The organism is Streptomyces sp. NPDC021749, from assembly GCF_040640655.1.
Classification (GTDB): domain Bacteria; phylum Actinomycetota; class Actinomycetes; order Streptomycetales; family Streptomycetaceae; genus Streptomyces.
In genome coordinates this window covers 108,492-120,768 of sequence record NZ_JBFACE010000020.1, presented here as the reverse complement: position 1 = coordinate 120,768, position 12,277 = coordinate 108,492, and the positions used below count along the sequence as shown (strand labels likewise).

Below are 12,277 nucleotides of genomic sequence, written 5' to 3'. Positions count from 1 at the left end.
GCGGGACAGCTCATTCCAACTGCCGACACCCGTCCGGATCACCCCCGCTCCGGCGGGGAAATTTACTGCCGAACAGCTGACATCTGCTCCAACTCGATGGTGCGAGACGATGTTCCCGCAGGCCAGGCATATACGCCCTCCGCCACTACGCCCGTGGCGAACGCGCCCTTCCCCGACACGCCGCCCGCATCCCGCCGAAAGCCGGGCCGAGGCGCTTCGTGCGCCGGTCACACCGTCTCTTCCCACTGAGACTGTCTTACCCGCTGCCTCTGACACTCCATGCGGCGCGGGCCGCTTCCATCCGCTACGGGCGAACATCCGCGCGCCTCCGGACGCCCCGCCACGCCTCTTCCCCGCATACGTTCCGCACACGAGCAAGCGCCCACCGTAACTTCCGCGTTCGCGGGCAGTTGCACGGGGCATGCCCCGCGTGCTCCCGCGCCCCCGCAGCCCCCACCACGTCTCCGGTCCGCCGGGGCCCCTGGACCCCTCGGCCTCCCTGGCGACCGTTCGCCGCTGGTACGAGGACGGCATGGGGTGGCCGACGGCTCCCTCGGATCCGCCGGAGCTGCTGACCGGGGTGCGCTTCGACGTGCTGGAGATGCCGGCCGACGCCGGGAGCGCGGTGCTGCGGCGGTGGCCGCTGCTCGGCCCGGTGGCGCTGCTGCGGCCGGGAGGCGACCCGATTCCTCCGGGTAACCGGCCGAAATTGCTCGTCCTGGTCGCGCCGGGCGGCGCCGAGGAACTTCCGGGAATCCTGGAATGGCTGGAGTGGGGCCCACTGGCCGGGGATCTCACGGCGCGGGGTGCCGGCGGCCGGATGCCCGCGCCGGCGTTCCCCTTCGGCCCCTCATCGCCTGCTGCATTCGGTTCGTGGGAGGCCGCGGTATGGGTGCGACCTCCCCGGACCGGGCACGAGGCGGAGAATTCCCTGCCCGCCACGGGGTTCGGGACGGGATTCGGGGACGGTGAGGGCGTCCCCGACCTCGTACGGCTCGTGAGCGCGGCGGCGACGGAGTGCCACCGTGCCCGGTTGTTGCGTGCTGGTAATGCCCAATCGGACCGCGTGTGCGGCGATCAGGCGTTGGCCTTCTCGAATGCCTCGCGAATCTCGGCGGGGACGCGGCCGCGGTCATTGACGTTGTAGCCGTTCTCCTTCGCCCAAGCGCGGATCTTCGCGGTGTCCTGGCTGCCGGCGGAAGCCGCCGTGCGGGCCTTGCCGCGACCGCCGGAACGTCCACCGGTACGACGGCCGGCCTTCACGAAGTCCGCGAGCGACTCACGCAGCTTCTCGGCGTTGCTGTCGGAGAGGTCGATCTCGTAGGCCTTACCGTCGAGCGCGAACGTCACGGTCTCGTGGGCTTCGCCGCCGTCGAGGTCGTCGACAAGAAGAACCTGAACCTTCTGTGCCACCGGTTTCCCTTTCATCGAATGCGGATTACGACGGAAAGCAAACCGCTTTTCCGGGAAAAACACAAACCCTTGGGTAGGGTTCACTTGCCCGCAGACCGGGGAACGCATGCTTCCGTAGCCATGAGATAGGGGAGCGATTCGGACATAGAACACTCATCACAGGTGCAGAAGCATCCGGCTGTTACCCAGGGTGTTGGGCTTCACTCGTTCGAGGCCGAGGAACTCGGCAACGCCCTCGTCATAGGAACGCAGCAGCTCACTGTAGACATCACCGTCTACCGGGGCCTCGCCGATCTCGACGAAGCCGTGCTTGGTGAAGAAGTCGACTTCGAAGGTGAGACAGAAAATGCGCCGCACTCCGAGCCAGCGCGCGGTGGCCAGCAGCTTCTCCAGCACCTGATGGCCCACGCCGGCCCCCTTGAGCTGCGGGTCCACGGCCAGGGTGCGTACCTCCGCCAGGTCTTCCCACATCACGTGCAGTGCGCCGCAGCCGACGACCTCGGCGTCTTCGTCGCGCTCGGCGACCCAGAACTCCTGGATGTCCTCGTAAAGCGTGACGGTGGCTTTGTCGAGCAGGATCCCGTCGCGCGAGTAGGCGTCGATGAGACGGCGTACGGCGGGGACATCGCCGGTCCTGGCGCGGCGGACGGTGAGGCCTTTTGAATGCGCGGGCATGCCGGGACGCTATCGCCCCTTGCCGCCGGCGTTCGCCCCGGGCTCATCCCCTTCGCGTGATCCTGCTTCGCCGGCCGCTTGTGGTGGCGCGGGGGTCCGTCCTTCTTCCGCCGGGGTGGACGCTCCGGCCCGTTCACCTTGTCCGGCGGCCTCTTCCCGGCCTTCCGCGCCTTCCCGCTCTTCGGGGTCTTCGGGGTCTTCGGGCTCGTCGGCCTGCACCATCCGTACGGCGTCGCGCAGGGCGTGCCGTTGTTCCGGCGACATCATGCCGAAGAAGGCCACAAGTGCGGCGGCGGGGTTGTCACTGGCGGACCATGCTTCGTTCATCAGTGCGGCGGCGTAGGCGGCGCGAGTGGAGACCGCCTCATATCGATAGGCGCGGCCTTCTGCTTCGCGGCGCACCCAGCCCTTCTGATGGAGGTTGTCCAATACGGTCATGACCGTGGTGTAGGCGATCGACCGTTCCTTCTGGAGATCTTCCAGGACTTCTCGAACGGTGACCGGGCGGTTCCACTCCCAGACCCGCGTCATCACCGCGTCTTCCAGATCACCCAAGCGTCTCGGCACACAAGAACAATAGTGGGAGATGTCCAGAATGCCCGTTGATCTCTTGCGTTCGGAGGAGGGAAAGCCGGAAAAGGAGGCGGCCCGGGACGCTCGGTCCCGGGCCGTGGTGCGTGCGGACCGCCGGTGCGGCGGCCGGTGGATCAGGCGCCCTGTGCGGTGGACTTCTGACCCGCGGACTCGGCCCGGGCCAGTGCCGCGTCCACGGCGGCGTCCTCCTTGGACTTGTTCGCACCGCCCTGGCTCTTGATCATCGTCACGATGAGGCAGGTGAATGCCACCGCCATCACGACGGGCGGGAGCAGGGCTGCGACGTAATCCATGGCGTATGGCCTCCTTATAGGGCGTAAGCCGCCGAGGGTACGCAGCCAGGGTACGCAGCGTTCAGGCGGTGCGGCTCTCCGGGGGCGGCGCGGGCTTGCGGCGGGGCGGGAAGACCTCGCCCGGGGTGGGGATGGGCCGGTCCCGGCGGGGGGCCTTCGGCCGCGGCTCGCGCTGCGGCTGCGGGGGGCGCTTGGGTTCGGGCTCCCGCGCGGGTTCCTGTTCGCGGCCGCTGCGGGCCCCTGAGCGGCCGCCAGGCAGCGCGCGGAGCCGCACCCGTACGGATTGTTCGGCCAGTTGCTCGCAGTGGCGCAGCAGGGCGCTGCGGCGTGCGCGTTCGGCCCCGCCGGCGCAGCGGGTGCGCAGCGAGCGCAGCGCGGCGAGGTCGTCCGGGCCGGGCACGTGCCCGGCGGCCAGCGCCTCCTTCAGCTGCGCGAGGTAGCCGGCGGCGGAGCCGGGCAGGGCGTCGCGGTAGCGGGCGAGGTCGGCCAGCAGGAAGGTGCGCAGCCGGCCGCCTTCGCGGACCGCCTCGTCGACCGCCTCGGCCAGCCGGAGGTATTCCTGGATGTCCCGGTTCCGGCCGGGCCCGGCGGTGCCGGGCGGGGCGGCGGAGGACGTCGTCGTCAGGGCATGGGCGAGGGCGCGACGGAGCACACGCAACTCATCGGCGCTGAACGCCATGCCGCCGCGGGTTCCGTTTGGCATTGGCATGTGGCGACTTTACGACCGATTCCGACAAAACCGGCTTAATTCGTGAATGGTGGCGCGGCAGAATCCGACAGAACCGGTCGGGCGGGTGCGGCGAGCTGCCGGCCGGCGCCGGAGAGCCGGAGAGCCGGAGAGCCGGACCGCGGGGCTGCCGGCCGCCGGCCGCCTGCCCGCCGGTCAGGACCGGGCGACGTTCCGCTCGTAGACCAGGCGCAGCCCGATGAGGGTGAGCCAGGGCTCGTGCGCGTCGATCACCGAGGATTCGCCGAGGACCATGGGCGCCAGGCCGCCGGTGGCGAGCACGGTCACCTCGTCGGGGTCCTCGGCCAGCTCCCGCGCCATCCGGTGGACCACGCCGTCGACCTGGCCGGCGAAGCCGTAGAGGATGCCGGACTGCATCGCCTCGACGGTGTTCTTGCCGATCACGCTGCGCGGCCGGGCCAGTTCGATCTTGCGGAGCTGGGCGCCCTTGACGCCCAGCGCGTCCACGGAGATCTCGATGCCCGGCGCGATGACCCCGCCGACGTATTCGCCGCGCGCGCTGACCGCGTCGAACGTGGTGGCCGTGCCGAAGTCGACGACCACCGCGGGACCGCCGTAGAGCTCCACGGCGGCCAGGGCGTTGATGATCCGGTCCGCGCCGACCTCCTTGGGGTTGTCCATGAGGATCGGCACGCCCGTCTTGACGCCCGGCTCGACCAGGACGGCGGGCACGTCGCCGTAGTAGCGGCGGGTGACCTCGCGCAGCTCGTGGAGGACGGAGGGCACCGTGGAGCAGATGGCGATGCCCTCGATGCCGTCGCCCAGGTCGTCGCCGAGCAGCGGGTGCATGCCCATCAGGCCCTGCAGCAGCACGGCCAGTTCGTCGGCGGTGCGGCGGGCGTCGGTGGAGATCCGCCAGTGCTCGACGATCTCCTCACCGTCGAAGAGCCCCAGGACGGTGTGGGTGTTGCCCACGTCAATGGTCAGCAGCATGGCGGTCAGCGGTCCTCACGCGGCTCGGCGTCCCCGGAGCCGGCCTCCCGGCCGTCCTCGCGGCCCTCCTCCTCGCGCAGGTCCAGGCCGATGTCGAGGATCGGGGAGGAGTGCGTGAGCGCGCCCACCGCGAGGTAGTCGACGCCGGTCTCCGCGTAGGAGCGGGCGTTGGCGAGGGTGAGCCGGCCGGAGGACTCCAGCATCGCGCGGCCCGCGACCAGCTCGACGGCCTCCTTGGTCTGCTCCGGGGTGAAGTTGTCCAGCAGGATCAGGTCGGCGCCCTCGGCGAGGATCGGCGGGATCTGGTCGATCCGGTCGACCTCCACCTCGATCGGCACTCCGGGGAACTCGGTCCGTACGGCGGTGAACGCCTCGGCCACCCCGCCCGCCGCGACGACGTGGTTGTCCTTGATCAGCGCGGCGTCCGACAGCGACATCCGGTGGTTGACGCCGCCGCCGCAGCGCACCGCGAACTTCTCCAGGGAGCGCAGCCCCGGCGTCGTCTTACGGGTGTCGCGGACCTTGGCCTTCGTCCCTTCGAGGACGTCCGCCCAGGCCCGGGTGGTGGTCGCGATGCCGGACAGCCGGCACAGGATGTTCAGCGCGCTGCGCTCGGCGGTGAGCAGGTCGCGGGTGCGGGTGGTGACGCTCAGCAGCTTGGTGCCGGCCTCGACCCGGTCGCCGTCCTCGACGTGCCGCTCGACCGCGAACTCGTCGGTGCACACGATGGACAGCACCGCCTCGGCGATCCGCAGACCGGCGACCGTGCCGGCCTCGCGGGCGGTGAAGTCGCCGGTGGCGACGGCGTCCTCGGGGACGGTGGCCACGGTCGTGACGTCCACGCCCTGGTCGAGGTCCTCCTCGACGGCGAGGTGCGCGATGTCCTCGACCTGGACGGGGTCGAGTCCGGCCGCCACCAGGAGCGCGGCCAGATCGGGGTCGAGCCCGCAGGAAAGCGGATCGAGCTCGTACGAGGCGTCGTCACCGCCACCACAGCCGCAGGCGTCGCCGCAGCCACCGGTGGGGGCGCCGCCGCTGGGCCCGCCGATCTGGAGGAGGGGGAGGTCGTCGGGGGTGCTGCTCACGGGATGGGCTCCGTCTTCGGGATGAGGTGGTCGGTGGATCTTCGGGGCGGGCGGCCCGCGGGCTACCGGAGCGCCGGCGGGAAGCCGGCGTCCTCGGTCGTACGGATGGTCAGCGCGCGGTCCGCGCCCAGGGTGATGCGGAAGTGCCGGCGCCAGGAGGCATCGTCGCGGTCCGGGTGGTCCTCGCGCCAATGGCAGCCGCGGGTCTCCTCGCGGCGCCGTGCGGCGGCGACCAGCACCCGGCCGACACACAGCAGGTTGGTGGCCTCCCAGGCCTCCACACCGGGCTCGGGGGCCTTCTGCGCGGCCTCCTGGGCGCCGTCCTCCTGATCGGCGGCCGCCGTCGCCTCCTGGTGGAGGCGGTCGAGTTCAGCGGCGGCGCGGGCGAGGCTCTCGGCGCTGCGCAGCACACCGGCGCCGGCGGTCATGATCCGCTGGACGGCCGTGCGGGTCTCGGGGGCCAGCAGCGGGAGGGTGGCCGGGGGTGCGACCGGCGCCCCGGCGGCCACCGGGGCGGGGCCGTCCGCGGTGCGCGCCGCGGGGCCGCCCGCGGCGATGTCGGCGGCGATCCGCTCGGCGAAGACCAGGCCCTCCAGAAGGGAGTTGGAGGCGAGCCGGTTGGCCCCGTGGACGCCGGTGCAGGCGACCTCGCCGCAGGCGTACAGGCCCGGCACCGTGGTGCGGCCGTGCAGGTCGGTGCGGACGCCGCCGGAGGCGTAGTGCGCCGCCGGGGCGACCGGTATCGGTGCGGTGACCGGATCGATGCCGTGGCTGCGGCAGGCGGCGAGGATGGTCGGGAAACGGCTCTCCCACATCTGGGCGCCGAAGTGCCGGCCGTCCAAATACATGTGGTCCACGCCCTGTTCGAGCGACCGGCGCAGGATCGCCTTGGCCACGATGTCCCGCGGCGCCAGTTCGGCGAGCTCGTGCTGCCCGACCATGAACCGGGTGCCGTCGGCGTCGACGAGGTGCGCGCCCTCGCCCCGTACGGCCTCGGAGATCAGCGGCTGCTGGCCCTCCGCATCCGGGCCCAGGTAGAGCACGGTGGGGTGGAACTGCACGAATTCGAGGTCGGACACCTCGGCGCCGGCGCGCAGCGCGAGGGCGACGCCGTCGCCGGTGGACACGGCCGGGTTGGTGGTGGCGGAGAAGACCTGCCCCATGCCCCCGGTGGCGAGGACCACGGCCGGTGCGTGCACGGCCCCCACGCCGTCGTGCTGGCCCTCCCCCATGACGTGCAGGGTCACGCCCGAGGTGCGGCCGGCCTCGTCCGTGAGGAGGTCGAGGACGAGGGCGTTCTCGATGGTGCGCAGTCCGGCGGCGCGGACCGCCTCGACCAGGGCGCGGGAGATCTCCGCTCCGGTGGCGTCGCCGCCGGCGTGCGCTATCCGGCGCCGGTGGTGGCCGCCCTCACGGGTGAGCGCTATCTCGTCGCCGTCCGGGGTGGTGTCGAAGCGGGCGCCGGCCGCGATCAGCCGGTGGACGGCGTCCGGGCCCTCGGTCACCAGGGTGCGCACGGCGGCCTCGTCGCAGAGTCCCGCGCCCGCGACGAGGGTGTCGTCCAGATGCTGCTCGGGGGTGTCGCCGTCGCCCAGGGCCGCGGCGATACCGCCCTGCGCCCAACGGGTGGAGCCGTCGTCCAGGCGGGCCTTGGTGACCACCACGGTCCGCCGGCCGGCCGCGGCGCAGCGCAGGGCGGCGGTCAGCCCGGCCACGCCGGACCCCACGACGACGACATCGGCCTCGATGGCCCAGCCGGGGGCGGGGGCCTTCAGGCGTATGCCGGGTACGGGGCCGGGGCCGGTGGCTGTTCCGGTGGCGGGCGCGGTCATCGGGTCGCTCCGAGGGGGCCGGGGGGTGGGGTGGGCGGTGCGGCGGGGGCGGCGGCGGACCGGTGCGGCGCGGCGGCGCCGGTAGCCGGCGACTCCGCGCCGAACGTGAGGTGGATGTTGTCGATGAGGCGCGTGGTGCCGACCTTGGCGGCCACCGCCAGGATCGCCTCACCCACGTACGCGTCGGAGATCTCCGTGAAGTCGGACGGGTCGACCAGCGCCAGGTAGTCGAGCACCAGGGGCGGATCGAGCCGTGCGGCGTCCTCCAGGACGGCGCGGGCGGCGGCACGGGCGACGGACGGCGCGTGCCGGGGCACCGCGGCGGCGTACGCGACGGCGTGCGCATCGGCGGCCGCCCGGTCCTCCCCCAGCGCGGCCAGCGCCGCCGAACGGTCCTGCGCCGCGTGGGCCGTACAGGCGGCCCGGGCGCGCAGCGCCTCCTCGGCGGTGAGCCGGTCGCGGGCCGCGAACAGGGCCGCGGACAGCGTCAGCGCGGTGCGCCGCTCCGGGGCGGACAGATAGCGGTTGCGGCTGGAGAGGGCGAGACCGTCGTCCTCGCGCACCGTGGGGACGCCGATGATCTCGACGGGGTAGTTGAGGTCCGCGGCCATCCGGGTGATGACGGCGAGCTGCTGAGCGTCCTTCTGGCCGAAGAACGCCAGGTCGGGCGCGGTCAGGTGGAGCAGCTTGGCGACGACGGTCAGCACGCCGTCGAAGTGCCCGGGGCGGCTGGCCCCCTCCAGACGCGTCCCCATGGGCCCGGCGGTGATCCGGACCTGCGGTTCGCCGCCCGGATAGACCTCGTCGACGGACGGCGCGAAAACGGCGTCCGCACCGGCCGCCGCGGCCAGCTCGACGTCCGCGTCCAGGGTGCGCGGGTAGCGGTCCAGATCCTCGCCGGCGCCGAACTGCAGCGGATTGACGAAGACCGTCACGACGACCTGGCCCTGCGCACCGACCCGGTGGCGGGCGGCGCGTATCAGGGTGGCATGGCCCTCGTGCAGCGCCCCCATGGTCATGACGACGGCCCGCGCGCCCTTACCGCGCGGCAGGTCGCGGAGCGCGGCAGCGGTGTGGAGGAGGGTCATCGCTCGTCTCCCTCGAGGCCGTGACCGTCCTGGTCGGGGGCGTGGGGGCCGGGGGTGTGGGGGCCGGGGGTGTGGGGGCCGGGGGTGTGGGGGCCGGGGGCCTGGGGGCCGGGGGCCGCGCCGTCCTGGTCGCGGTCGCTCGGGGCGGGCGCGTCCGGGCTGGCGGCGTCCGGGCCGGCGGCAGAGGCGGTGGAGGGGGCGTCGGGGCTGGGGGCGTCCGGGCCGGGGGCGTCCGGGCCGGCGGCAGAGGCGGTGAAGGGGGCGTCGGAGGCGGGGGCCTCCCGGCCGGGGGCAGAGGCGGTGGAGGGGGCGTCGGGGGCGGAACCGGCGAGCACGCCGAGGAGGTCCTCGGCCAGCTCCGGCTTCAGCAGTCCGTGGGCCAGCGCCCGGTCCGCGGTCGCCCGGGCCATCGCGAGGTATCCGGCGACGTTCTGCGGGGCGTGCCGGCGCAGTTCGGCGACGTGCGCGGCGACGGTGCCCGCGTCCCCGCGCGCCACCGGGCCGGTCAGTGCGGCGTCGCCGGACCGCAGCGCATTGTCGAGGGCGGCGCCCAGCAGCGGGCCCAGCATCCGGTCCGGGGCCTGCACGCCCACCTCACGCAGCAGCTCCAGCGACTGGGCAACCAGGGTGACCAGGTGGTTCGCACCGATGGCCAGCGCCGCATGGTAGAGCGGACGATCCGATTCCGCGATCCATTCGGGCTCCCCGCCCATCTCGATGACCAGCGCCTCCGCGGCCATCCGCAGCTCCTCGGGCGCGGTCACCCCGAACGAGCAGCCCGCCAGTCGCTGGACGTCGACGGAGGTGCCGGTGAACGTCATCGCCGGGTGCAGCGCCAGCGGCAGCGCCCCGGCCCGGGTGGCCGGGTCCAGCACCGCCGTTCCGTAGCGCCCGGAGGTGTGCACGAGGAGCTGCCCCGGCCGTACGGCGCCGGTCTCCGCGAGGCCGCTCACCAGGCCCGCGAGGGCGTCGTCGGGGACGGTCAGCAGGACCAGCTCGGCGCGGGCGAGCACCTCGGCCGGGGTGACCAGCGGGACGTCCGGCAGCAGTTCGGCCGCCCGTCGGAGGGAGGCGTCGGAGACCCCCGAAACGGCGACCGGGCGGTGCCCGGCGAGCTGCAGGGACGCGGCCAGGGCGGGTCCGACCCGGCCGGCGCCGACGACCCCGACGGTCAGCCGGGCCGGGCGGTCCTGGGCCTCGGTGGGCGGATGTGCGTTCACGTGGCGATGGCCTTCCGTTCCAGTCCTCAGGGGGTACCGGACGATTCCTCGCCATGCTACGCGAGTGTTTCCGGGGGACTTCAGAGCTGTACGGAGGGTGAGACGGGGATCTCTCACCAGAGTTATCCACAGAGTTTTCCACAGACCTCGCGGGCTGTGCGCAGCTGCGCCATGATCGGTCCCGACGGCACCCGCCCCGCCAGGCGAAACGGCACACAGGCCGAGCAACGGCACCCAGACCGACAGCACGCGGGCAGGGTGCGGGCAGATTCGCGATTACGGGCGGGCTCAGGAAGGGCCAGGGGGATCATGAAGGACAGCGTCAGGGACGTCGGCGCGCGGGTTGGCACGGGCGTCGGCGAGAAGGTCGGCGAGGAGGTCGGTGGGGGCCTCGGCGAGAAGGTCGGTGGGGGCCTCGGTGAGGACCTCGCCAGGGACGTCGGCGCGGGCGGCCGCGAGGAGGTCGGCGCGGGCGTCGGCGAGAAGGCCGGTGGGGGCATCGGTGAGGACGTGGCCGAGGGCAAGGCCGGGAGCAACAGCACCCTGGTTGCACGGCGGATCGCCGCGCTGCGTCAGGTGGAGCGCTCGCTCGCGCCGGCCCCGCGGCCCGAAACGGTCCGCGAGCGGCTGAACCGCCTGGTGACCGACGCCCCCGCCGCCTACGACCTGGACAAGATGACCGATGTCTACGCCAACAGCGACGGCATAGTCGGCGAGCTGGAACGCCGCACCGCCGAGGCGCTCGGCACGGAGGCCGCCGCCTTCTTCCCGACCGGCACGATGGCCCAGCAGGTGGCACTGCGCTGCTGGGCGGGGCGTACAGGCAACGCGACGGTCGCCGGCCATCCGCTCTCCCACCTGGAGATGCACGAACGGGACGCGTACGCGGTGGTCAGCGGACTGCGGATGGTCCATCCGACCCGCGCGTCCCGGCTGCCGACCGCCGAGGAGGTCTACGGCCTGAAGGAGCCGTTCGGCAGCCTGGCCCTCGAACTCCCGCTGCGCGACGCCGGTTTCGTCCTGCCGAAGTGGGACGAGCTGACCGCGGTGGTGGCGGCCGCGCGGGACCGGGACGCGGTGGTGCATTTCGACGGCGCCCGGCTGTGGGAGTGCGGCCCCCACTTCGGCCGCGCTCTCCCCGAGATCGCCGCCCTCGCGGACAGCGTCTACGTCTCCTACTACAAGTCGTTGGACGGCATATCGGGCGCCGCGCTCGCCGGCACCGAGGACTTCGTCGCCGAGGCACGCGCCTGGCGCCACCGCTACGGCGGCCAGCTGTTCCAGCAGTGGCCCGCCGCACTGGCCGCCCTGGCGGGCCTGGACCGCGAACTCCCCCGGCTGCCGGAGTACGTCGCCCACGCCAAGGTGGTTGCGCAGGCGCTGCGCGACGGCCTGACGGCGGCCGGCGTGCCGTGGTTCAGGATCCAACCGGAGGTGCCGCACACCCATCAGTTCCAGGTGTGGCTGCCGCACCCGTCCGAGGTCCTGGACAAGGCCGTCCTGCGGCAGGCGGAGGAGAGCAGGACGGCGCTGTTCCGCGGCTGGTTCGAACGCGGTCTGACCGAACCGCCGGGAGTGGCCCTGACCGAGGTCACGATCGGCGCGCCCGCGCTGGCCTGGACACCGCAGGACGTCCGAGAGGCAGTTGCGGAATTCGTTCGGTGTGTCGGGGAGGTTCAGGCGAGCCCTGAGGCGGGGGCGGGCGCGGGGGCTTAACGGGGCTTTGCTGAGGGGGTGGGGTGGGTGGGGCGGGGGGGGAAGGCCCCCCGGGGGAGAGCCCAAGGGCCGCTGTGGCCCCCCACACACCCACACCCCCACACCCCGCCGCCCTCATCCCCCGCCGCCCCACCCCCACCTCCCGCCCCGTCAACTACCCAGCCCGGCAGCCTGCTCCGCAGTTCGTCCGCCACCCCGTCCGGCGCTCACGGCGCTCCGCCCCACACCCCGCTCCGCACCCAGGGCTTCCCTCCCCGTGCCCGCGACTCCCCGCTCCGCGCCCACAGCACCCCTCCCCACGCCCGAGGCGGCCCGCTCCGCACCCGAGGCTTCCCTCCCCGTGCCCGCGGCACCTCGCCCCGCACCCGCGGCACCCTTCCTCGCGCCCGAGGCTCCCTGCCCCGCGCCCACGGCACCTCGCTCCGCGCCCACGGCCTCTCGCTCCGCGCTCACGGCGCCTCGCGTCACTCGGCGGAAGCGTCGCCACCAGCGGATTTCGTTCACGGTGCGGACTGTGTGGGTGCCGAGGAGGGGCGGGGCGGGCTCGCCTCGTTGGGCGGCGCGGTAGGCGTCGAGGAGGTGCTGCTGGTTGGCGTTCATGCCGTCACTCTGGAACGGACGGCCCGCCCGTGGCGCGTCGATTGACGGGAGCCGTCAATCGACGACCGTGCAGGTCGCGG

12 protein-coding genes are annotated in these 12,277 nt (G+C 73.2%); 2 read left to right on the top strand and 10 right to left on the bottom strand.

The features are described from left to right. Nucleotides 1-421: 421 nt before the first annotated feature. The gene (locus tag AB0G35_RS21150) at nt 422-1,147 is read left to right on the top strand and encodes an SCO3374 family protein (protein ID WP_360951396.1); all 726 of its coding nucleotides are present in this window, start codon (nt 422-424) and stop codon (nt 1,145-1,147) included. Here AB0G35_RS21150 and AB0G35_RS21145 read toward each other — a convergent pair. The 10 genes from AB0G35_RS21145 to AB0G35_RS21100 all read right to left on the bottom strand — a co-directional run bounded on the left by AB0G35_RS21145 (nt 1,078) and on the right by AB0G35_RS21100 (nt 9,881). After that, nucleotides 1,078-1,413, bottom strand: coding sequence for an Lsr2 family protein (locus AB0G35_RS21145; protein WP_360951458.1), 336 nt, complete (start codon nt 1,411-1,413; stop codon nt 1,078-1,080). The genes AB0G35_RS21150 and AB0G35_RS21145 overlap by 70 nt on opposite strands. A gap of 156 nt (nt 1,414-1,569) precedes the next feature. Further along, complete coding sequence (locus tag AB0G35_RS21140; RefSeq protein WP_360951393.1) at nt 1,570-2,088, bottom strand: amino-acid N-acetyltransferase; 519 nt, start codon at nt 2,086-2,088, stop codon at nt 1,570-1,572. Between the two features lie 9 nt (nt 2,089-2,097). Continuing rightward, entirely contained in the window at nt 2,098-2,655 is a 558-nt protein-coding gene (locus AB0G35_RS21135) for a BlaI/MecI/CopY family transcriptional regulator (RefSeq protein ID WP_360951390.1), read from the bottom strand. A 140-nt stretch (nt 2,656-2,795) separates the two neighbouring features. Further along, nucleotides 2,796-2,975 (bottom strand): hypothetical protein, encoded by a 180-nt coding sequence (locus tag AB0G35_RS21130; RefSeq protein WP_360951387.1) that lies wholly within the window; start codon nt 2,973-2,975, stop codon nt 2,796-2,798. A 61-nt stretch (nt 2,976-3,036) separates the two neighbouring features. Continuing rightward, nucleotides 3,037-3,654, bottom strand: coding sequence for a hypothetical protein (locus AB0G35_RS21125; RefSeq protein ID WP_360951456.1), 618 nt, complete (start codon nt 3,652-3,654; stop codon nt 3,037-3,039). A 204-nt stretch (nt 3,655-3,858) separates the two neighbouring features. Further along, entirely contained in the window at nt 3,859-4,656 is a 798-nt protein-coding gene (locus AB0G35_RS21120; protein WP_360951384.1) for a type III pantothenate kinase, read from the bottom strand. Nucleotides 4,657-4,661: 5 nt separating this feature from the next. Beyond that, nucleotides 4,662-5,741, bottom strand: a complete 1,080-nt coding sequence (gene nadC / locus AB0G35_RS21115; protein ID WP_360951381.1) for a carboxylating nicotinate-nucleotide diphosphorylase — start codon at nt 5,739-5,741, stop codon at nt 4,662-4,664. Nucleotides 5,742-5,803: 62 nt separating this feature from the next. Then, nucleotides 5,804-7,573: an L-aspartate oxidase gene (locus AB0G35_RS21110; RefSeq protein WP_360951378.1), complete on the bottom strand. Its 1,770-nt coding sequence runs from the start codon at nt 7,571-7,573 to the stop codon at nt 5,804-5,806. Beyond that, nucleotides 7,570-8,661, bottom strand: a complete 1,092-nt coding sequence (gene panC, locus AB0G35_RS21105; protein ID WP_360951375.1) for a pantoate--beta-alanine ligase — start codon at nt 8,659-8,661, stop codon at nt 7,570-7,572. Before panC ends, AB0G35_RS21110 begins: the two co-directional genes overlap by 4 nt. After that, nucleotides 8,658-9,881, bottom strand: a complete 1,224-nt coding sequence (locus AB0G35_RS21100; protein ID WP_360951372.1) for a DUF2520 domain-containing protein — start codon at nt 9,879-9,881, stop codon at nt 8,658-8,660. Before AB0G35_RS21100 ends, panC begins: the two co-directional genes overlap by 4 nt. 309 nt (nt 9,882-10,190) lie before the next feature. Here AB0G35_RS21100 and AB0G35_RS21095 point away from each other — a divergent pair, with 309 nt between their 5' ends. After that, a complete protein-coding gene (locus tag AB0G35_RS21095) occupies nt 10,191-11,597 on the top strand; it encodes a beta-eliminating lyase-related protein (RefSeq protein ID WP_360951369.1) in 1,407 nt (468 codons plus the stop codon). Nucleotides 11,598-12,277 lie beyond the last annotated feature (680 nt).

Bases quoted from the DNA above. Each gene is read 5' to 3' on its own strand.
- AB0G35_RS21150 (WP_360951396.1), top strand. From the start codon at position 422: ATGCCCCGCGTGCTCCCGCGCCCCCGCAGCCCCCACCACGTCTCCGGT.
- AB0G35_RS21140 (WP_360951393.1), bottom strand. From the start codon at position 2,088: ATGCCCGCGCATTCAAAAGGCCTCACCGTCCGCCGCGCCAGGACCGGC.
- AB0G35_RS21130 (WP_360951387.1), bottom strand. From the start codon at position 2,975: ATGGATTACGTCGCAGCCCTGCTCCCGCCCGTCGTGATGGCGGTGGCA.
- AB0G35_RS21125 (WP_360951456.1), bottom strand. From the start codon at position 3,654: ATGGCGTTCAGCGCCGATGAGTTGCGTGTGCTCCGTCGCGCCCTCGCC.
- AB0G35_RS21120 (WP_360951384.1), bottom strand. From the start codon at position 4,656: ATGCTGCTGACCATTGACGTGGGCAACACCCACACCGTCCTGGGGCTC.
- AB0G35_RS21110 (WP_360951378.1), bottom strand. From the start codon at position 7,573: ATGACCGCGCCCGCCACCGGAACAGCCACCGGCCCCGGCCCCGTACCC.
- panC (WP_360951375.1), bottom strand. From the start codon at position 8,661: ATGACCCTCCTCCACACCGCTGCCGCGCTCCGCGACCTGCCGCGCGGT.
- AB0G35_RS21095 (WP_360951369.1), top strand. From the start codon at position 10,191: ATGAAGGACAGCGTCAGGGACGTCGGCGCGCGGGTTGGCACGGGCGTC.